The sequence below is a fragment of the Corynebacterium bovis DSM 20582 = CIP 54.80 genome, from assembly GCF_030408615.1.
In the GTDB taxonomy this organism is placed as follows: Bacteria; Actinomycetota; Actinomycetes; order Mycobacteriales; family Mycobacteriaceae; genus Corynebacterium; species Corynebacterium bovis.
Genome location: NZ_CP047187.1, coordinates 1,362,009 through 1,383,931, shown reverse-complemented (window position 1 = coordinate 1,383,931; position 21,923 = coordinate 1,362,009). Strand labels below are relative to the sequence as shown.

At 72.2% G+C, this 21,923-nt stretch carries 16 protein-coding genes; 9 read left to right on the top strand and 7 right to left on the bottom strand.

Annotated features, from left to right (window positions below; all coding sequences use genetic code 11):
- Positions 1-11: 11 nt before the first annotated feature.
- From sufD to CBOVI_RS05520, 3 genes are read right to left on the bottom strand one after another with little or no spacing between them, the layout of a single operon-like run.
- Positions 12-1,271, bottom strand: coding sequence for a Fe-S cluster assembly protein SufD (gene sufD, locus CBOVI_RS05530; RefSeq protein ID WP_010265027.1), 1,260 nt, complete (start codon positions 1,269-1,271; stop codon positions 12-14).
- A 5-nt stretch (positions 1,272-1,276) separates the two neighbouring features.
- Positions 1,277-2,728, bottom strand: coding sequence for a Fe-S cluster assembly protein SufB (gene sufB, locus CBOVI_RS05525; RefSeq protein ID WP_010265030.1), 1,452 nt, complete (start codon positions 2,726-2,728; stop codon positions 1,277-1,279).
- Complete coding sequence (locus tag CBOVI_RS05520; RefSeq protein WP_010265033.1) at positions 2,725-3,417, bottom strand: helix-turn-helix transcriptional regulator; 693 nt, start codon at positions 3,415-3,417, stop codon at positions 2,725-2,727. Before CBOVI_RS05520 ends, sufB begins: the two co-directional genes overlap by 4 nt.
- A gap of 497 nt (positions 3,418-3,914) precedes the next feature.
- Here CBOVI_RS05520 and mptB point away from each other — a divergent pair, with 497 nt between their 5' ends.
- The 4 genes from mptB (at position 3,915) to CBOVI_RS05500 (ending at position 8,551) form a co-directional block, all read left to right on the top strand.
- The gene (gene mptB / locus CBOVI_RS05515) at positions 3,915-5,639 is read left to right on the top strand and encodes a polyprenol phosphomannose-dependent alpha 1,6 mannosyltransferase MptB (RefSeq protein WP_010265036.1); all 1,725 of its coding nucleotides are present in this window, start codon (positions 3,915-3,917) and stop codon (positions 5,637-5,639) included.
- An 11-nt stretch (positions 5,640-5,650) separates the two neighbouring features.
- Positions 5,651-6,583 carry an ABC transporter ATP-binding protein gene (locus tag CBOVI_RS05510; protein WP_029157696.1) on the top strand — a complete coding sequence of 311 codons (933 nt, stop codon included), beginning with the start codon at positions 5,651-5,653 and terminating at the stop codon, positions 6,581-6,583.
- Positions 6,580-7,413 carry an ABC transporter permease gene (locus CBOVI_RS05505; RefSeq protein WP_010265042.1) on the top strand — a complete coding sequence of 278 codons (834 nt, stop codon included), beginning with the start codon at positions 6,580-6,582 and terminating at the stop codon, positions 7,411-7,413. Before CBOVI_RS05510 ends, CBOVI_RS05505 begins: the two co-directional genes overlap by 4 nt.
- A gap of 73 nt (positions 7,414-7,486) precedes the next feature.
- Positions 7,487-8,551, top strand: coding sequence for a COX15/CtaA family protein (locus CBOVI_RS05500; RefSeq protein ID WP_029157698.1), 1,065 nt, complete (start codon positions 7,487-7,489; stop codon positions 8,549-8,551).
- A gap of 435 nt (positions 8,552-8,986) precedes the next feature.
- On the opposite strand, the gene CBOVI_RS05495 is transcribed toward CBOVI_RS05500, so the two are convergent.
- Positions 8,987-9,985 (bottom strand): heme o synthase, encoded by a 999-nt coding sequence (locus CBOVI_RS05495; protein WP_260159948.1) that lies wholly within the window; start codon positions 9,983-9,985, stop codon positions 8,987-8,989.
- A 492-nt stretch (positions 9,986-10,477) separates the two neighbouring features.
- Between CBOVI_RS05495 and tkt the strand changes: the two genes are divergently transcribed.
- The 5 genes from tkt to pgl all read left to right on the top strand — a co-directional run bounded on the left by tkt (position 10,478) and on the right by pgl (position 17,467).
- Positions 10,478-12,568 (top strand): transketolase, encoded by a 2,091-nt coding sequence (tkt, locus tag CBOVI_RS05490; protein ID WP_010265053.1) that lies wholly within the window; start codon positions 10,478-10,480, stop codon positions 12,566-12,568.
- A gap of 137 nt (positions 12,569-12,705) precedes the next feature.
- Entirely contained in the window at positions 12,706-13,839 is a 1,134-nt protein-coding gene (tal, locus tag CBOVI_RS05485; RefSeq protein WP_010265057.1) for a transaldolase, read from the top strand.
- A gap of 161 nt (positions 13,840-14,000) precedes the next feature.
- Positions 14,001-15,479 carry a glucose-6-phosphate dehydrogenase gene (zwf, locus tag CBOVI_RS05480; RefSeq protein WP_125187417.1) on the top strand — a complete coding sequence of 493 codons (1,479 nt, stop codon included), beginning with the start codon at positions 14,001-14,003 and terminating at the stop codon, positions 15,477-15,479.
- Between the two features lie 39 nt (positions 15,480-15,518).
- A complete protein-coding gene (locus CBOVI_RS05475; protein WP_010265064.1) occupies positions 15,519-16,655 on the top strand; it encodes a glucose-6-phosphate dehydrogenase assembly protein OpcA in 1,137 nt (378 codons plus the stop codon).
- The gene (gene pgl / locus CBOVI_RS05470; protein WP_010265067.1) at positions 16,652-17,467 is read left to right on the top strand and encodes a 6-phosphogluconolactonase; all 816 of its coding nucleotides are present in this window, start codon (positions 16,652-16,654) and stop codon (positions 17,465-17,467) included. Before CBOVI_RS05475 ends, pgl begins: the two co-directional genes overlap by 4 nt.
- Before the next feature lie 330 nt (positions 17,468-17,797).
- Here the strand turns inward: pgl and secG are convergent, their stop codons facing one another.
- The 3 genes from secG to tpiA all read right to left on the bottom strand — a co-directional run bounded on the left by secG (position 17,798) and on the right by tpiA (position 21,890).
- A complete protein-coding gene (secG, locus tag CBOVI_RS05465) occupies positions 17,798-18,034 on the bottom strand; it encodes a preprotein translocase subunit SecG (protein WP_010265071.1) in 237 nt (78 codons plus the stop codon).
- Between the two features lie 135 nt (positions 18,035-18,169).
- Positions 18,170-20,926 (bottom strand): phosphoenolpyruvate carboxylase, encoded by a 2,757-nt coding sequence (ppc, locus tag CBOVI_RS05460; protein WP_029157700.1) that lies wholly within the window; start codon positions 20,924-20,926, stop codon positions 18,170-18,172.
- Positions 20,927-21,104: 178 nt separating this feature from the next.
- Entirely contained in the window at positions 21,105-21,890 is a 786-nt protein-coding gene (gene tpiA / locus CBOVI_RS05455) for a triose-phosphate isomerase (RefSeq protein ID WP_010265078.1), read from the bottom strand.
- Positions 21,891-21,923: the final 33 nt, after the last annotated feature.

Genomic DNA, 21,923 nt, shown 5'->3' with positions numbered 1-21,923 from the left:
ACGGGACCCGGTCAGAGGACCGTGCTCTCGAGCTCCCGCTCGACGAGGTCCTCGAGGTGGTCACGGATGTCGCCGACGGGGATCCGCCGGATGACGTCGGTGAAGAACCCGCGGACGATGAGCTGGCGGGCGGTGTCGGCGGGGATGCCGCGCGAGCGGAGGTAGAACATGTGCTCGTCGTCGAAGCGTCCCACCGTCGCCGCGTGCCCGGCACCGACGATCTCACCGGTCTGGATCTCGAGGTTCGGCACGGCGTCGGCGCGCGCGCCCCGGGTGAGCACGAGGTTGTTGTTCTTCTCGTACGTGTCCGTGCCCGTCGCGTCCGGGCGGATGAGGACGTCGCCGATCCAGGCCGTGCGGGCCTCGGGACGGTCGGAGTCCGGGTCGCCCTGGAGCGCGCCCTTGTAGAGCACGTTCGAGCGGCAGTTCGGCACCGAGTGGTCGACGAGGAGCCGCTGCTCGAAGTACTGGCCGTCACCGGCGAAGTACACGCCGAGCATCTCGGCGTCACCGCCGGGACCGTCGAAGCGCACGTGGGGCACCGAGCGGACGACGTCGCCGCCGAAGCAGGCGTACGTGTGCCGCAGGGTCGAGTCCCGCCCGAGGAGGGCGTGCGAGTTCGACAGGTGCACCGCGTCACGGTCCCAGTCCTCGACGACGACGACCGTCAGGGAGGCCCCGTCACCGAGGACGTACTCGATGTTGTCGGCGTGTGTGCCGGACCCGCGGTACCGGAGGACGACGACGGCCTCGGAGTGGGCGCCCGCCTCGACGAGCACGGCGCCGTACGTCGTGACGTCCTCGCCGGCACCGGTGACGTCGACGACGACCGGACCGGAGACCTGCGTGTCCGGGGCGACGGTGACGACGTCGGCGACCGGGCTGGAGACCCAGGCCTGCGCCGCGACCCGGTCGACGGGGGCGCCCGCCCGGCCGACGCGGTCGTCGTCCATCGGGAGCTCGGAGACGGTCACACCGGACTGGCCCTCGGGGACCGAGACGGAGACCCGGGTGCGGTCCGCCGGGGCGGCCGTGCCGTCGTGCAGGCCACGCAGCCGGCGCAGCGGTGTGAAGCGCCAGTCCTCGTCACGGCCGTGCGGGACCGCGAAGTCGGCCACGTCGAAGGACGAGAAACGGTCGCCCTTCGTGGGGTGGTCCTGGGCGGTACCCGGGCGGCTGACGGTGACCTCGCGCTCCTCGACGGGGGCGGCCGAGGTCGACCCGCCGGGCGTGCCGGCGACCGGTGCGGAATCAGTGCTCGAAGTGGTCATCGTGGTTAGCCCACCGATCCTTCCATCTGGAGTTCAATAAGTCGGTTGAGCTCGAGGGCGTATTCCATCGGGAGCTCCTTGGCGATGGGTTCGACGAACCCGCGCACGATCATCGCCATCGCCTCCTCCTCCTCGAGCCCGCGGCTCATGAGGTAGAACAGCTGGTCCTCGGAGACCTGCGAGACCGTGGCCTCGTGGCCGAGCGAGACGTGGTCGTTGCGGATGTCGTTGTACGGGTACGTGTCCGACCGGGACACCGAGTCGACGAGCAGCGCGTCGCACTCCACGTTCGACGTCGAGTGGTGGGCGTCCTTGTTGATCTGGACGAGGCCGCGGTAGGCGGCCCGTCCCCCGCCGCGGGCGACGGACTTCGAGACGATGTTCGAGCTCGTGTGCGGGGCCATGTGGATCATCTTCGCCCCGGTGTCCTGGAACTGGCCCTCACCGGCGAAGGCGACGGAGAGCACCTCACCCTTGGCGTACGGCCCGGTCATCCAGACCGCGGGGTACTTCATCGTGACCTTCGAGCCGATGTTGCCGTCGACCCACTCCATCGTGCCGCCCTCGTCGACCTTGGTGCGCTTCGTCACGAGGTTGTAGACGTTGTTCGACCAGTTCTGGATGGTCGTGTAGCGGCAGCGGCCGCCCTTCTTCACGACGATCTCGACGACGGCGGAGTGCAGGGAGTCCGTCTTGTAGATCGGGGCCGTGCAGCCCTCGACGTAGTGGACGTAGGCGTCCTCGTCGACGATGATGAGCGTCCGCTCGAACTGGCCCATGTTCTCCGTGTTGATGCGGAAGTACGCCTGGAGCGGGATGTCGACGTGCACGCCCTTCGGGACGTAGATGAACGAGCCGCCGGACCACACCGCGGTGTTGAGCGCGGAGAACTTGTTGTCGCCGGCCGGGATGACGGTGCCGAAGTACTCCTCGAACAGCTCCGGGTAGTCCCGGAGGCCCGAGTCGGTGTCGACGAAGATGACGCCCTGGCGCTCGAGGTCCTCGCGGATCTGGTGGTAGACGACCTCGGACTCGTACTGGGCGGCGACACCGGCGACGAGCCGCTGCTTCTCCGCCTCGGGGATGCCGAGCTTGTCGTACGTGCGCTTGATGTCGTCCGGCAGCTCGTCCCAGGTCGTCGCCTGCTTCTCGGTGGAGCGGACGAAGTACTTGATGTTGTCGAAGTCGATCCCGCTGAGGTCCGCACCCCAGGTCGGCAGGGGCTTGCGGTCGAAGATCTCGAGGGCCTTGAGGCGGCGCCGGAGCATCCACTCCGGCTCGCCCTTCTTCGAGGAGATGTCGCGGACGACGTCCTCGTTGAGGCCCCGTCGGGCGGTGGCCCCGGCGGTGTCGTTGTCGTGCCAGCCGTAGCCGTAGGCGCCGATGGAGTCGATGATCTCCTCGTCGGAGCGTGGCTTCTGCGTGTCCGTGGTCTGGGGTGTTGCGGCTTGAGTCATTGCTCGCTCTCCTTCTCCGGTGAAGGGTGGATGGTGGTCAGCGGGATGTGGGTCGTGCAGATGCCGTTGCCGTCGGCGATGGTCGCCAGGGGCTGGGTGTGCTGTCCGAGCAGTTCCGCGACCACGCGGTGTTCGGCGGCGCAGAGTTCGGGGAACTCGTGGGCGACCTCCTGGATCGGGCAGTGGTGCCGGCAGATCTGGACACCACCTGCGGTGTGGTCGACGGTCGCCGCGTATCCGTGCCCGCTGAGCACGTCGGCGATGCGGGACGCGGTGGCGACGACGGTGCCGGTGTCCCCACCGGACCGCCCGTCCCCGGGGTCCCCGGCCGCGGCGAGCATCGAGCGCACCCGTCGCGACGCGAACTCCTCGACGGCCTCCTCCCCGCCCGCCTCGCGGAGGGCGTGGAGGGCGAGCCGTGCCAGGGTGTCGTAATCATGGCCGAACGTCGCCCGACCGGCGTCGGTGAGGCGGTACCGCCGCGCCGGCCGTCCCCGCGAACGCGTGTGACGGTCGGGGGCGTCGACGGTCTCCGCCAGGCCGTCGGCGACGATGCAGTCGAGGTGTCGACGGACCCCCGCGGCGCTGAGGCCGACGGCGTCACCGATCTCGGACGCGCGTACCGGGCCGTGGGTCAGGACGTGCAGGAGGATCTGGTGTCGCGTGTCGTTCGTGTCCGGTGCCGCCATGGCCGTGCCTCCTCCCGGTGCTGTCCGAGTCCCGTTCTTCGTGGTGTCCGTGTCGTCCGTGCTGTCCCTGCGTGGTGTGTGCACCGGTTCCGGGGTGCCCTCCGGTGGAGGGGCGGGATCCGGTGCGCGGTCGCAGGTGCCCTGTCACAGGCGTGTGGATCAGCCGCATGATTAGACAACACGAGTGTGGTCTAATTCCTTCCCGCTGTCCACTAAGGATAGCCTGACCTGCTCTGTTAGACGGCGGTTATCGACGGTCACCGGACTGATCGGTTGTCCACCCGGACATGCACCCTGTTCCGCCCGGTCGGTCGCGTGGCTCCGCGACCTGCCGGCTGCCCGACGACCCGGCTCCGCGGCTCCCCGGTCGTCCGGCAGCGCGGCTGTCCGACTCTCCGGGGGCCCCCGTCCCCCGCACCCCGCCCTGCCCCGGCGAGGGGTCCGCCAGGAGTGTCGCCCGGCCCGTGCCCGACGGGAACGTAGACTCCTGTGTCGTGATGAGGGAGACGACGACCGACACCCCGCCCGGGCCCCGGCCCGCCGGTCGGCGACCCCGACGACGGGCCGCCGTCCTCCCCCTGCGCGACATCGCCCCGTCGCTCGGCCTCGCCGGGTCACGGTCCGCGCACCTCCACGAGGGGCCGGACTGCCCGGACACCCTCGCCCGGCTCAGCCAGGCGGACGTCGCGCGCGTCCGCCTCGCCACGGTGCTCGGGACGTTCGGCTCCGCGCTCGTCGCCGTCGGGGGGCTCGGTGCAGGGGCGATGCCCGTCGTCGACAACCCCCTGTGGACCGTGGGCTGGATCAACGTCCTCGCCCGGATGCTCCAGGCCACCACCGTCACCGTCTTCGTCGGCATCGGCGCGCTCGTCGCCGCCTGGCTGATCCTCGGGCTCCACGCCGTCCCCGTCCGCCCCCCGCGGACGGCCCGGCTCGTCCCCCTGCGCACCCTTCGCCGGATCCTCGCCCTGTGGCTGATCCCGCTCACCCTCACCGCGCCGCTGTTCACCCAGGACATCTACTCCTACCTCGCGCAGGGGGCCATCGCGCACCGGGGGCTCGACGCCTACTCCGCCGGCCCGGTGGACCTGCTCGGCATCAACGACCCCCTCGCCCGCTCCGTGCCCTACCTCTGGGCGCACTCCCCCTCCCCCTACGGCCCCGTCGCCCTGCTCACCGGGTCGCTGATCTCGGCCGTGACCGGGGACACCGTCGTCGTCGCCGTCGTCCTCCACCGCCTCGTCGCCGTGGCCGGCGTCGCACTCGCCGGGTGGGCGATCGTCCGGCTCGCGGCACGCTGCGGCGTCCGCCCGCAGGCCGCGTTCTGGCTCGGCGTCCTCAACCCGCTGACGCTGCTCCACCTCGTCGGCGGGATCCACAACGAGGCCCTCATGATGGGGCTGCTCCTCGCCGGCGTGGAGTTCTGCCTCCGGGCGGTCGACCGCGCCGACCGGCCGCGGACCAGCCGGATCGTCCTCATGGTCGCCGGGACCGCGCTCGTCTGCTGCGCCGGGATGGTCAAGGTCACGGCCTTCATGGCGCTGGGGTTCACCACCGCGGCGCTCGCCCGGCGGCGGGGCGGGCGTTTGCGCGACCTCGTCGTCGCGGCCCTGTGGTCCGGCCTCGGGCTCGTCGTCGTCACGGGCGGGGTCTCGCTGCTGTCCGGGATCGGGCTCGGGTGGATCGACGCCCAGGGCGGCGCCGCCTCCATCGTGAGCTGGATGTCGGTGACGACGGACATCGGCCTGCTCACCGCCACCTCCGGGATGCTCCTCGGGCTCGGGGACCACACCGAGGCCGCGCTCACCCTGGCCCGCGGGGCGGGCGTCGTCGTCGGCCTGTTCTGGGTGGCGCGGATGCTGTGGGCGTCGTTCCGGGGCCGCATCCACCCGGTCGGCGGACTGGGCGTGGCGACCTTCTTCCTCGTCGCGTTCTTCCCGGTCGTGCACCCCTGGTACCTGCTGTGGGCGATCCTCCCCCTGGCGGCCTGGGCGAACCACCGCGGGTTCCGGCTCGCCGTGATCCTCTACTCGGTGGCGTTCAGCTTCTTCATCCTCCCCCGCGGGCTCAGCCTCCCGCCCGGGACGGTCCTCACGATCTACGTCATGTCCGCCGTCGGTGTCGCCGTCGTGCTCGGCGCGGTGTGGTGGGCCGCCCGACGACGCGGGCTGCGCCTGACCTTCCGGCCACCTCGCGGGCCCGGCGCTGCGCAGGGGCGCTAGACTGGTGCCCCGTGTATGAGGCAGAGGTACTCGAACTCCGTGGCGTCGTGAAGCGGTACGGCGCGGCGACGGCGGTGGACGGGCTCGACCTCGAGCTCCGCCGGGCCGAGGTGCTCGCCCTCCTCGGCCCCAACGGTGCCGGGAAGACCACGACCGTCGAGATGTGCGAGGGCTTCCTCGTCCCCGACGACGGTGTCGTCCGCGTCCTCGGGATGGACCCCGCCGAGCAGGCCGACGAGATCCGGGGGCGGATCGGCGTCATGCTCCAGGGCGGCGGGGCGTACCCCGGCATCCGGGTCGGTGAGATGCTGCGTCTCGCGGCGTCGTACAGTTCCGACCCCCTCGACCCCCGGTGGTTGCTCGACACCGTCGGGCTCACCGGGCACGAGTCGACGGCCTACCGGCGCCTCTCCGGTGGCGAACAGCAGCGGCTGTCCCTTGCGATGGCCCTCGTCGGCCGCCCCGAACTGGTCTTCCTCGACGAGCCGACCGCCGGGCTCGACGCGCAGTCCCGCCTGCTCGTGTGGGACCTCGTCAGCGCGCTGCGCCGCGACGGCGTCGCCGTCGTCCTCACCACCCACCTCATGGACGAGGCCGAGGCCCTCGCCGACCGGGTCGTCATCATGGACCACGGCACCGTCGTCGCCCGCGGGACGACCGCCGAGCTCACCACCGGACAGGAACCCACGCTCTCCCTGTCGACCGACCGGGACCTCGACGTCGCCGCGACCCAGGCGTGGCTCGACCGGCACGGGCAGTCGACGACCGTGCGCCGCCAGCGGCCCCGGCAGTACTGCGTCGACGGCGCGGTGACACCGGAGGCCGTCGCCGCCGTGACCGCCGCGGCCGCCGACCAGGGGGTGCTCGTCTCGACGATGAGCGTGGACCACCGCTCGCTCGAGGACGTCTTCCTCGACATCACAGGACGGGAGATGCGCGCATGACCGGACCGACCGCTCACGAGGACCCGCGGGCCACGCCGACGGCCCCGGCCGGGGGACGGTTCCGCCCCGGGCTGTTCACGCCGAACCCCACGCCCGCCCCGCCCGGCCGGCTGCTCCTCTCCCAGGCCCGGATCGAGACGCTGCTGTTCCTCCGCCACGGTGAGCAGCAGCTCCTCTCCCTCGTCATCCCGGTCTGCCTCCTCATCGGCATGACGCTCCTGCCGATCGTCGACCTCGACGACTCGGTGCGGCGCGTCTTCCCCATGGCCCTCGGCGTCGCCGTCATGAGCGCGGGCTTCACCGGCCAGGCGATCGCCGTCGCCTTCGACCGGCGCTACGGGGCGCTGAAACGCATCGGCGCGTCGGGCGTGCCGACCTGGGCGCTCATCGCGGGCAAGATCATGGCCGTCGCCGCGGCGGTGGTCGTCCAGATCGTGGTGCTCACCGTCGTCGCCCTCATCCTCGGCTGGCGGCCCGTCGCGGCGGGGATCCCCCTCGCCCTCATCTTCATCATCGTGGGCGTCGCCGCGTTCACCGGGCTCGGGCTGCTCCTCGGCGGCACGTTGAGCTCGGAGCTCGTCCTCGCGCTCGGGAACACCATCTGGTTCGCGCTCATGGGCGCCGCGGTCGCGGTGACCCTCGAACCGGGCATCCCCGACGGGCTCATGCAGGTGCTCACCGTCATCCCCTCCGTGGCCCTGACGCAGGGGCTCATCGGCGCCGCCGCCGGGTACTTCCCCGGTCAGGCCGTCGCCGTGCTCGCGGCGTGGGCGGTGCTCGGCGTCCTCGCCGCGATGAAGCACTTCTCCTTCACCATGGACCGCGACTGACCTCCCGTTTCAGGGGTGGCCGGGATTACCCGGGCGCCCGCCCGTTGGATAGACTTGGTCCGTGTTGGAGACCATGCGTACCAGGACAGACGACGCCACCAACCCGCTGCGGCGGGGCCTGCTGGCGTTCTACGCCTTCGTTCACCGGATCCTCGCGGGCGCGCACCGGAGATGGGGCACCCCCGCGGTCGCCCCGCTCGCCCGGCAGCGGGTGTACGGCATCGTGCTCCTCTGCGCGCAGGTCGGCATCACCTTCACCGGGGCCATCGTCCGGGTCACGGGGTCCGGCCTGGGCTGCCCGACCTGGCCGGAGTGTCAGCCCGGGTCGCTGATCCCGGTCGGGGGCACCACGCCGTGGGTCCACCAGGCCATCGAGTTCGGCAACCGGCTGCTCACCTTCGTCGTCGCCGTCGCGGCGATCGCCTGTTTCCTCGCGGTCGTCCGGGCCGGACGCCGGAACAGCATCATCGACCTCGCGTTCGTGCAGGGCATCGGCATCATCGTCCAGGCGGTGCTCGGCGGCATCTCCGTCCACCTCGGCCTCGCGTGGTGGAGCGTCGCGATGCACTTCCTGCCGTCGATGGCGCTGGTGTTCATGGCGGCGGTTCTCGTCACGAAGATCGGTGAGCCCGACGACGGCCGGAAGCGTCCCTTCATGCCCCGCCCCCTGCGGTACCTCGCGACGGGGTCGGCGGTGCTGCTCGGGGTCACCCTCGTCACGGGCACGATGACGACGGGCGCCGGCCCGCACGCCGGTGACGCCGCGGTCCGGCCGGAGGACCGGCTCCAGATCCCGCTCATCGAGATCGCCAACCTCCACGCCCACGGCATGTACATCTATCTCGGCGTGACCATCGGCCTCCTGGCCGGGCTCATCGCCGTCAAGGTCGACGTCCCCCTCCGCCGGGCGACGCTGCTGCTCATCGCCGGCATCGTCGTGCAGGCCGCCGTCGGGATCGTCCAGTACTGGCTGGGGGTCCCGCGGTGGACCGTCCCGCTGCACGTCGTCGGCGCGGGGATCGTCACCGCCGGGACGGGGTTCGTGTGGGCGCGGCGGTACCGGTACGTCGAGGGGGTCGCGCACCACTCCGGGTCCCTCGAGGGGGACTCGACGCTCGCCTCCTCCTACGACGGCTGAGCGGGGGCGGGACCGGGGGGCCGGCCGGACGCGTGGGGTGCGGGCGCGGCGACCGGCGGACGGGGGCACAGCGCAGGCCACCGGGGTGGGTGACCGACGTCGACGCCGCGGGTGGACCCGTGGGGTGCGGGCAACGGGGTCGGTGGGCGCCTGTGACGGGGCGGCCCGGAGGGGGGTCGGTGGGCGCCTGTGACGGGGCGGCCCGGAGGGGCGGGGACGCGGGCGGCGTCGTGACCCCGGACCGTGGACCCCGACGGCCGGACCGGGCGTGAGACCTCCCCCCACCCCCCGTCCACGGGGCCTGCGGAGTGCGGCTCCCCGGTACCGCCCGCGGCCCCCGACCGTGGAGTCCCGGACGGGGCTGCGCGGGCCTCCCGGAGTCACCGGCACGCACCCCCCGGTGCGTGACCCGTCGCGGCGGGACGCGGCGGTCGGTCAGCCGCCGAGGCCGAGGAGCGACCACACCGGGCGGAGCCCCAGCACGGCGTCGACCGACAACCCGACGAAGAGCACGGAGAGGTAGTTGTTCGAGAGGAAGAACAGGTTCATCGGACGGACCTTCTCCCCCCTCTTCACGCCGCTGTGCAGCCGCTGGGCCATGACGATGAAGTAGCCTCCGCTGAGCAGGGCCACGAGTGCGTAGAGCCAGCCCGTCGCGGGCACGAGGAGCAGGGACGTGATCACGGTGGCCCAGGTGTACCAGAGGATCTGCCGGGAGACCTCGAGCGGCGGCTTGACGACCGGCATCATCGGCACGCCGGCGGCCTCGTAGTCCTCCTTGTACCGCATCCCGAGCGCCCAGGTGTGCGGCGGCGTCCAGAAGAAGATGACCATGAAGAGGATCACCGCCTGCGCCCAGGACCACCAGCCGGCGTGGAGGGCACCCGTCGTGGCGTCGGTGACGACGGCCCAGCCGACGATCACCGGCATGCAGCCGGCGGCCCCGCCCCAGATGACGTTCTGCCAGGTCCGGCGCTTGAGCCACTTGGTGTAGACGAAGATGTAGAACCAGACCGTGAGAACGATGAAGGCCGCCCCGAGCGGTGAGTGGCAGAGGAACGTCAGCCAGAGGACGCTCACCACGAGCAGGATCCACGCGAAGACGCGGGCCTGCCCGACCGTCACGGTCTCCCGGGCGATGGGGCGGCGCCGGGTGCGGCGCATGAGCTGGTCGATGTCGTGGTCCGCGACCATGTTGAAGGCGTTCGCCGAGGCGGCGCCCATCCACCCGCCGACGAGGGTCAGCAGGATCAGCCCCACGTGGACGGCCCCCCGGTCGGCCTGGAGCATCGCGGGGATCGTGGCGACCAGCAAGAGCTCGATGACCCGAGGTTTGGTCAACGCGATGTACGCCTTGAGCTTTTCCACCAGTGTCTCATCCTCCAACGACGTCTGGGCCCGTGCGGTGCCGGCCGTGTGCTCGCCGGGGTCCAACGGTACCCGAGCGCCCGATGTCCCCGGTACAAGGGCCCGGTAAAGGGCCGTCACGACCGGTCGGGCGGACGCGCGTGTCCCGGGTCAGTAGTCGGACGACGGGGACGTCGAGTTCCCGGACCGCCCGAACCGGCCCGTGCGCGGGGGTGGCGGAGGGGTCTGTCGGGACCGGGCGACATTCCTCTACACTCGCGCGTACGCCGTCCGGCGGGCCCTGTCCGCGTGGTCATTACACTGGTCCGTGGACACCGCCCGGCGTGAACGGTGGTCGCCCTGCCCGCCCGGGTACGCGACGACCACCGACGCCGGTTCACCCGCGTGACCGACGGCCGCCCGGCGGCCCGTGGCCGGCGGTTGACCGTCCATCACACACGGTCCACTGCGGGTCACCGCGGGACCGGCCGACACAACCACGACCCCGCACGGCGGGCGACGGCAGCACCTCGCGGAGGACTCCCGGACGCCCCGGCCGTCGCCAGAAAGGCAGTTACCGTGACCTTGTCCCCCGAACTCGAAGCGCTGACAGTCCGGAACTACCCCGACGACTGGACGGAGACGGACACCCGGGCCGTGGACACCGTCCGCGTCCTCGCCGCCGACGCCGTCGAGAACTGCGGCTCCGGGCACCCGGGCACGGCGATGAGCCTCGCCCCCCTGGCCTACACGCTCTACCAGCGGGTCATGCGCCACGATCCCTCGGACACGGACTGGGTCGGACGGGACCGCTTCGTCCTCTCCGCCGGGCACAGCTCCCTGACGCAGTACATCCAGCTCTTCCTCGGCGGTTTCGGGCTCGAGCTCGACGACCTCCGGGCGCTGCGCACGTGGGGGTCGCTGACCCCGGGGCACCCCGAGGTCCACCACACCCGCGGCGTGGAGATCACCACGGGCCCGCTCGGCCAGGGGCTCGCCTCCGCCGTCGGCATGGCGATGGCCTCCCGTCGTGAGCGTGGGCTCTACGACCCCGAGGCCCCGGCCGGGGAGTCCCCCTTCGACCACTTCATCTACGTCATCGCCTCCGACGGTGACATGGAGGAGGGCGTGACCTCGGAGGCCTCCTCGATCGCGGGGACCCAGCAGCTGGGCAACCTCATCGTCTTCTGGGACGACAACGGCATCTCGATCGAGAACGAGACGGACATCGCCTTCACCGAGGACGTCGTCGCGCGGTACGAGGCCTACGGGTGGCAGACCCTCGAGGTCACGGGCGAGGACGTCGTCGGCATCCTCGACGCCGTCGAGAAGGCCAAGGCCGAGACGGAGCGACCGACCTTCATCCGCCTCCGGTCCGTCATCGCGTACCCGGCCCCGACGAAGATGGGCACGGGCGCGTCCCACGGGTCGGCGCTCGGTGCCGAGGAGGTCGCGGGGGTCAAGGAGATCCTCGGCTTCCCGACCGACCGGAGCTTCATCGTCGAGGACGAGGTGCTCGCCCACACCCGGGCGCTCGTCGACCGCGGCGCGGAGGAGCACCGCCGGTGGCAGGAACGCTTCGACGCCTGGTCGGAGAGCAACCCGGAGCGTCGCCGGCTCCTCGACCGGCTCACCGCCCGCGAGCTCCCCGCGGACTTCGACGCCGACCTGCCGGTCTGGGACGAGGGCGACGACGACCTCGCCACCCGCAAGGCCTCCGAGGCGGTCCTCCAGGCTCTCGGCGCCACGCTGCCCGAGCTGTGGGGCGGGTCCGCCGACCTCGCCGGGTCGACGAACACGATCATCAAGGACTCCCCCTCCTTCGGCCCGGCCTCGACCTCCACGCCGTCGTTCACCGCCGAGCCGTACGGCCGCAACCTCCACTTCGGCATCCGCGAGCACGCGATGGGGTCCATCCTCAACGGCATCGCCCTCCACGGCGGGACGCGCCCCTACGGTGCGACGTTCCTCCAGTTCTCCGACTACATGCGCGCCGCGGTGCGGCTCGGCGCGCTCATGGGGACGGACATCTACCTCGTCTGGACCCACGACTCGATCGGCCTCGGTGAGGACGGCCCGACGCACCAGCCCGTCGAGCACCTCACGGCCCTGCGAGCCATCCCGGGCCTGTCCGTCATCCGTCCGGCCGACGCCAACGAGACGGCCCAGGCCTGGGTCGCGGCGCTGCGGGCCCCGGAGGGCCCGAAGGCGCTCGTCCTCACCCGGCAGAACGTCCCGGTGCTCGCGGGCACGCGGGAGAAGGCCGCCGACGGCGTCGCCCGCGGCGCCTACGTGCTCCGCGAGGCCTCCGGCGGGTCGCCCGAGGTCATCCTCCTCGGCTCCGGCTCTGAGGTGCAGCTCGCCGTCGCCGCCGCCGGGACCCTGGAGAAGGAGGGCGTCCCCACCCGCGTCGTCTCCGTGCCGTGCATGGAGTGGTTCCTCGACCAGGACAGCTCCTACCGTGACGAGATCCTCCCCCCGTCCGTCACCGCCCGCGTCTCCGTCGAGGCCGGCATCGCGATGTCGTGGACGCGGCTCGTCGGGCTCGAGGGCCGCTCGGTCTCCGTCGAGACCTTCGGTGCCTCCGCCGACTGGAAGACCCTCTACCGGGAGTTCGGCATCACCGCCGAGGCCGTCGTCTCCGCGGCGCACGAGACGCTCGGACGCTGAGCACCGGGCGACGGCCTCCCCACCCACCGGGGAGGCCGTCGTCTCCCCCCCCCCGACCCCGGCGGGCGGCCGGGACGACGACACGTCCCCGTCGGCCACCGCTGACCCATCCCAGACCACGAAAGGTCCCAGCCACCATGACCACCGTCTCCCCCGACCCGACCGACCGGACCAGCGGTCCCCTCGGTGCCCTCGCCGCCGCCGGAACGTCCGTGTGGCTCGACGACCTCTCCCGGGTCACCCTCACGGACAACTCGCTGCGCGACCTCATCACCGACCGTGGCGTCGTCGGCGTGACGACGAACCCGGCGATCTTCGCCAAGGCCATGTCGACCGGCACGGCCTACGACGCCCAGCTCGGGAGCCTGCGCGACGGGGACTCCTCGGCCGCCGAGGCGGTCTTCGCCATGGCCGTCGACGACGTGCGGGACGCCTGCGACCTCTTCGCCGACGTCAACCGCGCGACCGACGGGGTCGACGGGCGGGTGTCCCTCGAGGTCGACCCGCGTCTCGCCCGTGACCGCGAGGCGACGGTGTCCCAGGCGCTGCACCTCGCCGCCGCCGTCGACCGCCCCGACGCGCTCATGATCAAGATCCCCGCGACGGAGGAGTGCCTCCCCGCCGTCACCGACGTCCTCGCGGCGGGCATCAGCGTCAACGTCACGCTCATCTTCAGCGTCGCGCGGTACCAGCAGGTCATGAAGGCGTTCATCGAGGGCATCGCCGCCGCGCGGGAGAACGGCCACGACATCTCCCGCATCCACTCCGTGGCCAGCTTCTTCGTGTCCCGGGTGGACACGGAGATCGACGCCCGGCTCGATGCGGCGGGCACCCCGGAGGCGGCCGCGCTGAAGGGAAAGGCCGGCATCGCGAACGCCCGGCTCGCCTACGACGCCTTCCGCACCGGGCTGCTCGAGAACGCGACGTGGCAGGAGCTCGCGGAGGCCGGGGCGCACGTCCAGCGCCCGCTGTGGGCCTCGACGTCGGTGAAGAACCCGGCGTACCCGGACACCATGTACGTCGTCGAGCTCGCCGGGCCGCAGACCGTCAACACGATGCCGCTCGACACGCTCACGGCGACCGCCGACCACGGTGAGGTCACCGGCGACCGGCTCACCGGCCGCCGGGACGAGTCCTGGGCCGTGTTCGAGCAGCTCGAGGAGGCGGGCATCGAGCTCGACGACGTCTTCCGCGTGCTCGAGGACGAGGGCGTGCAGAAGTTCGTCGACGCCTGGACCGAGCTCCTCGAGGCCATCGGGGAGCGCCTGTGAGCCGGACCGAGCCCACCACCCAGGGAAGGACGGACGGGCCCGACGACCGGCCCGCCACCCCGGCCGACGAGCGCCGCACCGCGGACCGGCGGACCTCCGACCGCCGCACCGCGGCCCGGGCCGCCTGGACCAACCCGCTGCGGGACCCCGACGACCGGCGGATGCCCCGCATCGCCGGCCCCTCCGGCCTCGTCATCTTCGGCGTGACCGGTGACCTCGCGCGGAAGAAGCTCCTGCCGGCCGTGTACGACCTGGCCAACCGGGGGCTCCTCCCCGCCGGGTTCAGCCTCATCGGCTACGGTCGCCGCGACTGGTCGAAGGCGGACTTCGAGGAGCAGGTCCTCGAGGCCGTCAAGGGACGGGCCCGCACGCCGTGGCGGCAGCAGGTCTGGGACCGGCTCGCCGAGGGGATCTTCTTCGTCCGCGGCGACTTCAAGGACGACGACGCCTTCGACCGGCTCGCCGACCTGACCCGTGAGCTCGACGAGACCCGCGGCACCGGCGGCAACTGGGCCTACTACCTCTCCGTTCCCCCGGACTACTTCCCCGACGTGTGCCACCAGCTCGAACGGTCGGGTCTCGCGGCGGGCGCGGACGGGTGGCGCCGCGTCGTCATCGAGAAGCCCTTCGGTCACGACGAGGCCTCCGCGCGGGAGCTCAACGAGATCGTCAACGCCGTCTTCCCCGAGTCGGCGGTCTTCAGGATCGACCACTACCTGGGCAAGGAGACCGTCCAGAACATCATGGCGTTGCGCTTCGCCAACCAGCTGTTCGACCCCCTGTTCAACTCCCACTACATCGACCACGTGCAGATCACGATGGCCGAGGACATCGGCCTCGGCGGCCGCGCGGGCTACTACGACGGGATCGGCGCGGCCCGGGACGTCATGCAGAACCACCTCCTCCAGCTGCTCGCCCTCATCGCGATGGAGGAACCGGTGACGTTCAACCCCTCGGAGCTGCAGAGCGAGAAGCTGAAGGTCCTCCGGGCGACGAGTGCCGTCGGCCCGTTCGCCCGGACCACCGCCCGCGGCCAGTACACCGCCGGGTGGCAGGGCAGCGAGCAGGTCCGCGGCCTCCGCGAGGAGGACGGCTTCGACCCGGAGTCCCGGACGGAGACGTACGCCGCCGCGACGTTCGGCATCAACTCCCGGCGCTGGGCCGGGGTGCCGTTCTACCTGCGCACCGGCAAGCGGCTCGGCCGCCGGGTCACGGAGATCGCCCTCGTGTTCAAGGAGGCGCCGCACCTGCCCTTCGGTCCCGGCCAGACGGCGGCCCAGGGCAACAACGTGCTCGTCATCCGCGTCCAGCCGGACGAGGGGGTCCTCATGCGGTTCGGGTCGAAGGTCCCGGGGTCGGCGATGGAGGTCCGGGACGTCAACATGGACTTCTCCTACTCCGAGGCCTTCACCGAGGAGTCGCCCGAGGCCTACGAGCGGCTCATCCTCGACGCCCTGCTCGACGAGGCCAGCCTCTTCCCCACCAACGAGGAGGTGGAGGAGTCCTGGCGGATCCTCGACCCGATCCTCGACCACTGGGCCTCCACGGGACGGCCGGACGACTACCCGGCCGGGACGTGGGGCCCCGACAGCGCCGACGCCATGCTCGCCCGCGACGGCCGTGCGTGGCGTCGTCCCTAGCCCGGGGCCCGGCTCCGTGCCGAGAAAGGAATTCACCGGATGATCATCGACCTCCCCACGACCGACACCCAGACCATCGGCAGGCGGCTGCGTCACCTCCGTGAGGAACGCGGTGAGGTGGCCTCCGGGCGCGTCCTCACCCTCATCATCGTCGCGACGGGCGGTGACGACCTCGAGCGGATCCTCACCGCGGCCAACGACGCGTCCCGGGAGCACCCCGCCCGGGTTGTCGTCGTCGTTACCCACCCCGACGGCGGCGACCCCACGCTCGACGGGCAGATCAGGCTCGCCGGTGACGCCGGCGCATCCGAGATCATCGTCATGCACCTCCACGGTGAGCTCGCCTCCCACGTGGCCAGCGTCGTCACCCCCTTCCTCCTCCCCGACACCCCGGTCGTCGCGTGGTGGCCGTCCGCGGCCCCGCGGAACCCGGCGGGCGACCCCGTCGGACGGCTCGCGCAGCGGCGCATCACCGACAGCGGGGCCTCCGACGACCCGGAGGAGCTGTTCCGGCGGCGGACGACGTACACGGACGGCGACTCCGACCTCGCGTGGAGCCGCATCACGGCGTGGCGGGGGCTCGTCGCCTCCGCCCTCGACCAGGAGCCGTACGAGAACGTCACGTCGGTCACCCTGTCCGGTCCCGCCGACGACCCGTCGGTGGACATCGCCGGCGGCTGGCTCGCCGACCGCCTCGGGGTGCCCGTCACGCGGCACGTGTCCGGTGAGACGCCCACGGCCCGGACCGACGCCGCCCGGGCGTGGTCCGCGACCGGCGGCGCCGTCCGGGACACCGCCCCGGAGGCGGCGGACGGTGCGGACGCGCCCGATGAACCGCCCGCCGTCGGGATCCGCGAGGTCCACCTCGCCCGGCCGACCGCGCCGGTGACCGTGACCGTCGAGGCCCCGACGACGCTGCGCGTCGCGTCGGGGACGGGTCGCGAGAACGTCGTCGCCCTCCACCACCGGTCCACCGGCGACCTCCTCGCCGAGGAGCTGCGTCACCTCGACCCGGACCACACCTTCGGCCACGCGCTTCACGGCCTGGTGCGCGTCGTTCGCCCGGACCACCGCGGCGGACACCGGTCGGCGACCGGCGGGACCGTGCCCCCCGGGGCGCCCACCGCGGGTGCCGCCGACGGGGCCGTGGACGACAGGGAGGTGTCGCAGCGGTGACCGGATCCCACACCGACCACAGCGAGGGCTCCGGGACGGTCGACGTCGTCCGGGCCCGGGACGTCGACGACCTCGCCCGCCGTGCCGCCCGCGACGCCGTGCACCTCATCGCGCAGGCCCAGACCGGCGGCGGGGTCGGCGGTGACGGGCGGGCCCGCATCGTCCTCACCGGCGGTGGGGCGGGCGTCGCCGTCCTCCGGGAGCTCGCCGTCCTCGACCATGCCGCGACAGCGCAGGCCGACAGCTTCCCGGTGACCGCGGTGGACTGGTCCCGCGTCGACGTCTTCTTCGGCGACGAGCGCTACGTGCCCGCCGACGACCCGGAGCGGAACGACGGCCAGGCCGACCGCGCACTGTTCGACCATGTCGCCGTCCCCCCGGAGAACATCCACCGCTACGCCGCGCCCGCCCCCGGTGACGACCCCGCCGGCGACGGACTGGACGAGGCGGCGGCCGCGTACGCCACCGTCGTGGAGACCCACGCGCCCGACGGCTTCGACCTGCACCTGCTGGGGATGGGGCCCGAAGGGCACGTCAACTCGCTCTTCCCGGACCGCGCGGAACTGGTCTCGACGGAGACCGTCGTGCCGGTCCGGGACTGCCCGAAGCCCCCGCCGGAGCGGGTGTCACTCACCCTCGACGCCGTCGGGCGGGCCGACGCCGTGTGGCTGCTCGTCGCCGGCGAGGCCAAGCGGGAGGCCGCCGGGCACGCCCTGTCCGGCGACGACGCGACGGCGTGGCCGGTGGCCGGGGCACGGGGCCGGCGGTCGACGGTCCTCTACGTCGACGCCGCGGCCGACCCGACCCGCTGAGAGGTCTGCCGGGAATCCGGCTGAGCCGCCCCAGGCTGTGAGCCCGCTGAGAGGTCTGCCGGGAGGCCTGCCGGGAATCCGGCTGAGCGCCCGCCGGCTGGGCGATGTCGATCAGCGCCCGCCGGTCGCGGGCCCGTGGCGGCGGGACACTCCACGACAAACGGGGCCCTCCCCCGCCGCGTGTGCGGCGTTCAGGGAGGGCCCGTCCCGGTTTCTCAGGTCCGGCCGTGGCCCGAGAGGCGAATCCCCCGGTCCCGGCCGGAAGGCCGGCGGTGCTCGAGCTCAGTGGTGCACCGGCTCAGCGGTGCTCGGGCCCGGCAGCCCCAGGGCTCAGAGCCCGTAGTGCATGACCAGGTTCAGGCCGATGATCGCCGCGATCCAGATGATCGCGGTGATGACGGTCAACCGGTCGAGGTTCTTCTCGACGACGGTCGAGCCCGAGAGGTTCGACTGCATACCGCCACCGAAGAGGCTGGACAGGCCACCGCCCTTGCCCTTGTGTAGGAGCACTGACAGGCCCATCAGCAGGCTCGTGATCACCAGGATGATCTGGAGAGCGAGAGTCATCGAACCACCTTCACGCACGTTTCGACAGCCGGACGTCTTCCGGACAACGGACTCATCCTACAGGACCGGGGACCGCATCCGCGACATGCACGACGCGACACGCAGCCCCGGCCCCGGACGACCCCGCACCGACCGCTAGCCCGAGTTCCGCAGCGCGGTCGCCAGGCCGTTCATCGTCAGCCGGATCCCCGCCCGGACGTCGTCGCTCTGGTCACCCGCCCGGTACCGGCGCAGCAGCTCCAGCTGGAGCACGTTGAGCGGCACGAGGTACGGGAAACGGTTGCGCACGGACCCCACGAGCATCGGGTTGTCCTCGAGCAGCGACCCGGCGCCGGTGACCTTGAGGAACATCTCCAGCGTCAACTGGAACTCGTCGGCGATGACGCCGAAGATCCGCTCCGCGTCGTCACGGTCCGGGACCAGGGTGGAGTACTGCTTCGCCAGCGACAGGTCCGCCTTCGCCATGACCTGGGCCATGTTGGACAGCACCGACGCGAAGAACGGCCACCGACGGCTGAGGCCCCGGAGGTAGTCGAGGCGGGAGGCGGCGTCGTCCCCCTCCCCGATCCAGTCCCGCAGCGCGGAACCGACCCCGAACCAGCCGGGCAGCATCGTCCGGGACTGGGTCCAGGACAGCACCCACGGGATCGCCCGCAGGTCCTCGATGGAGTCCGTCTGCTTGCGGGAGCTCGGCCGGGAGCCGATGTTGAGGCTGCCGATCTCCGCGAGCGGGGTCGAGCTGGTGAAGTAGCCGATGAAGCCGGCGTCCTCGTGCATGAGCCGGGCGTACGTCCGGCGGGAGGACTCGGCGAGCTCGCGCATCGTCTCGTAGGCGCGCTCCGGGTCCTCGACGTGGTCGACGGGCAGGAGGCTCGCCTCGAGCGTCGCCGAGACGAGGGCCTCGAGGTTCCGCCGCGCCGACGTCGGGACGCCGTACTTCGCGGAGATGATCTCACCCTGCTCGGTGATGCGGACGCTGCCCTGGACCGCGCCGCGGGGCTGCGCGAGGATCGCCTCGTAGCTCGGCCCGCCGCCGCGGCCGACGGTCCCGCCGCGGCCGTGGAACAGCCGCAGGCCGATCCCGGCCTCCTCACCGGCGGCGACGAGCTGCAGCTCGGCGTCGTAGAGGGCCCAGTTCGCGGCGAGGTAGCCGCCGTCCTTGTTCGAGTCGGAGTAGCCCAGCATGATCTCCTGGACCCCGCCGCGCTGCTCCACGTACGCCCGGTAGAACTCGTGGGCCCACAGCTCGCGCATGATCCCGGCCCCGGCCGCGAGATCGTCGATCGTCTCGAACAGCGGGATGACGTCCACGCCGCCCGTCGGGGTGTCCCCGTCCGCCCGGAACAGGCCGACCTCCTTGAGCAGGAGCATCGGCTCGATGATGTCGGAGACGGACGAGGCCATCGAGATGATGCAGTGCGGCACGACCTCCGGGCCGAACTTCCGGACCGCGGCCGCGGCCGCGCGGAAGATCCCCAGCTCACGCTCGGTGACCTCGGACCACTCCGCGTCCGGGTCGCACAGGGGACGCGGCGTGTGGAGCTCGCCGATGAGCAGCTCGATCCGCTCGCTCTCCTCGAGCGCCGAGTAGTCCTCCGTCACACCGGCCCGGGCGAGGATCTCCGTGAGGACCTCCTCGAACGTCTCGGAGTTCTGGCGCAGATCGAGGGCGCTGAGGTGGAAGCCGAACGTCTGCACGGCCGCCCGGATGTCCGACAGCCGGTGGTCGGCGATGAGGCCGTCGAAGGACTGCCGCAGGGCGCGGTCGACCGTGTCGAGGTCGCGGACCATCTCCGCGGCGCTGCCGTACGGCTCGTGGGCGTCGTCGAGGCCCGCCGGGACGATGTCGTCGCCGAGGGTGGCGACCGCCGTCGCCGCGACGCGCCCCCGGATCCCGTGGACGGCCCGCCGGAACGGCTCGTCCACGCGGGAGGGCACGTCGTTGTGCCCGCGGTCGGCGAGCTCGAGCAGCTCCGGGGTCACGTCGGTGAGGTTCGACGACAGGCTCAGCTCGTGCTCGAGCGTGCCGAGTTCCTCCAGGTAGTGGGCCATGACCGTCTGGGCGGCGCGGTCCGTCGCGAACCGGACCGTGTCCGCGGTGACGTAGGGGTTGCCGTCGTGGTCGCCGCCGATCCACGAGCCGGGGCGGACGACCGGCGTCCGGGGGACGTCGTCACCGTAGGTGTCGACGAGGTGGTCGATGACGCGGCGGTTGATCGCCGGGATCTCCCGGAGGAGGCTGATGCCGTAGTAGCGCAGGCCGACGTTGATCTCGTCCTCGATGCGGGGTCGGACCGAGCGGATGAGCTCGGTCTGCCACAGGACGGTCACGCGGCGGCGGATGTCCCGGTCGAGGGCGGCGAGGCGTTCGTCGGTCCGGGCGGTGTGCGGGGCGGTGAGGATCTCCCCGCGCCGCCGCATGAGGCGGGTGATGTCCTTCTGCACGTCGAAGACCGTCCGGCGCCGCGTCTCGGTCGGGTGCGCGGTGAGCACGGGGGCGACGTGGGCGCGCCCCATGACCTCGCTGACGGCGGAGGCGGAGACGTCGCCGTCGTCGAACTTGCGCCACGTCGCCTCGAGGGTCGAGTCCGGGGCGGGCTCGCCGGCGTCGGCCGCGTGCTCCCGCAGGCGGTCCTCGTAGAGGTCCTCGCAGAGGTTCGCGAGCAGGCCGAAGTGGGAGAAGGCCCGGATCACCGGGAGGGCCCGGTCGACGGGGATGTCGCGGAACCGCTCGGTGAGGTCGGTGACGCTCTCGTCGCCGTAGCGGATGGCGAACGCGGAGCGCCGGGCGTCCTCGACGAGCCGGAAGATCTCCTCCCCCTCCTGCTCGCGGACGATGTCACCCAGGATGGCTCCCAGGTAGCGGATGTCGTCCCGGACGTCGGGGGTGATGTCCGGGGTCTGGTCCGCGCCACCGGACGTCTCGGGGACGATCGGGATGGCGGTCCCGGGGACGTTCTGGGGTTCACTCATGGACGTGAAGTCACCTCTCGGGGGTTGTGGGGCATGGTCAGCGTCGGTGACGCGCCCGCTCCCTGTCGGGGCGGGCGCGACGGGTCCGGGGTCGGGCTCAGGCGGAGACGGCCTTGGCCGCGGCGGCGCACAGGCGGGCGAAGTCCTCGCCGTCGAGGCTCGCGCCGCCGACGAGGCCGCCGTCGACGTCGGGACGGGAGACGATGTCGCCGACCGTGTCGGTCTTCACCGACCCGCCGTAGAGGATCCGGAGGCCGTCGGCCGTGGCGTCGTCGGCGAGGTCACGGATGAGCCCGCGCAGCGCGGCGCAGACCTCCTGGGCGTCGTCGGCGGTGGCCGACCGGCCCGTGCCGATGGCCCACACCGGCTCGTAGGCGATGACGGTCTTCCGCAGCTCCGCGGCACCGAGCCCGGCGAGGGAGGCCCGGGCCTGCTTGACGACGTAGTCGACGTGCGTGCCCTCCTCCCGGACCTCGAGGGGCTCACCGACGCAGACGATCGGGCACAGCCCGGCGGCGAGCGCCGCGCCGGCCTTGCGCGCGACGAGGGCGTCGTCCTCACCGTGGTACTGCCGTCGCTCCGAGTGGCCGACGACGACCCACGTGCAGCCGAGCTTCGCGAGCATCGGGGCGGAGACCTCGCCGGTGTACGCCCCGGACTCGTGCTCGGAGACGTCCTGGGCACCGTAGGTCAGGGGCAGCTTGTCGCCGTCGACGACCGTCTGCACGGAGCGGATGTCGGTGAACGGCGGGATGACGGCGACGTCGACGTGGTCGTAGTAGTCCTTCGGCAGCGCGAAGTCGAACTTCTGCACCACGGAGATCGCCTCCAGGTGGTTGAGGTTCATCTTCCAGTTGCCGGCGATGAGCGGGGTGCGGGTCATGGCTTCTCCTTCAGGGTCCTTCAGGGGTGGGGT

Coding starts and splice junctions, on each gene's coding strand:
- CBOVI_RS05520 (WP_010265033.1), bottom strand. CDS start 3,417: ATGGCGGCACCGGACACGAACGACACGCGACACCAGATCCTCCTGCAC.
- sufD (WP_010265027.1), bottom strand. CDS start 1,271: ATGACCACTTCGAGCACTGATTCCGCACCGGTCGCCGGCACGCCCGGC.
- zwf (WP_125187417.1), top strand. CDS start 14,001: ATGCCCCGCATCGCCGGCCCCTCCGGCCTCGTCATCTTCGGCGTGACC.
- sufB (WP_010265030.1), bottom strand. CDS start 2,728: ATGACTCAAGCCGCAACACCCCAGACCACGGACACGCAGAAGCCACGC.
- tal (WP_010265057.1), top strand. CDS start 12,706: ATGACCACCGTCTCCCCCGACCCGACCGACCGGACCAGCGGTCCCCTC.
- CBOVI_RS05475 (WP_010265064.1), top strand. CDS start 15,519: ATGATCATCGACCTCCCCACGACCGACACCCAGACCATCGGCAGGCGG.
- CBOVI_RS05500 (WP_029157698.1), top strand. CDS start 7,487: ATGCGTACCAGGACAGACGACGCCACCAACCCGCTGCGGCGGGGCCTG.
- tpiA (WP_010265078.1), bottom strand. CDS start 21,890: ATGACCCGCACCCCGCTCATCGCCGGCAACTGGAAGATGAACCTCAAC.
- secG (WP_010265071.1), bottom strand. CDS start 18,034: ATGACTCTCGCTCTCCAGATCATCCTGGTGATCACGAGCCTGCTGATG.
- CBOVI_RS05505 (WP_010265042.1), top strand. CDS start 6,580: ATGACCGGACCGACCGCTCACGAGGACCCGCGGGCCACGCCGACGGCC.
- mptB (WP_010265036.1), top strand. CDS start 3,915: ATGAGGGAGACGACGACCGACACCCCGCCCGGGCCCCGGCCCGCCGGT.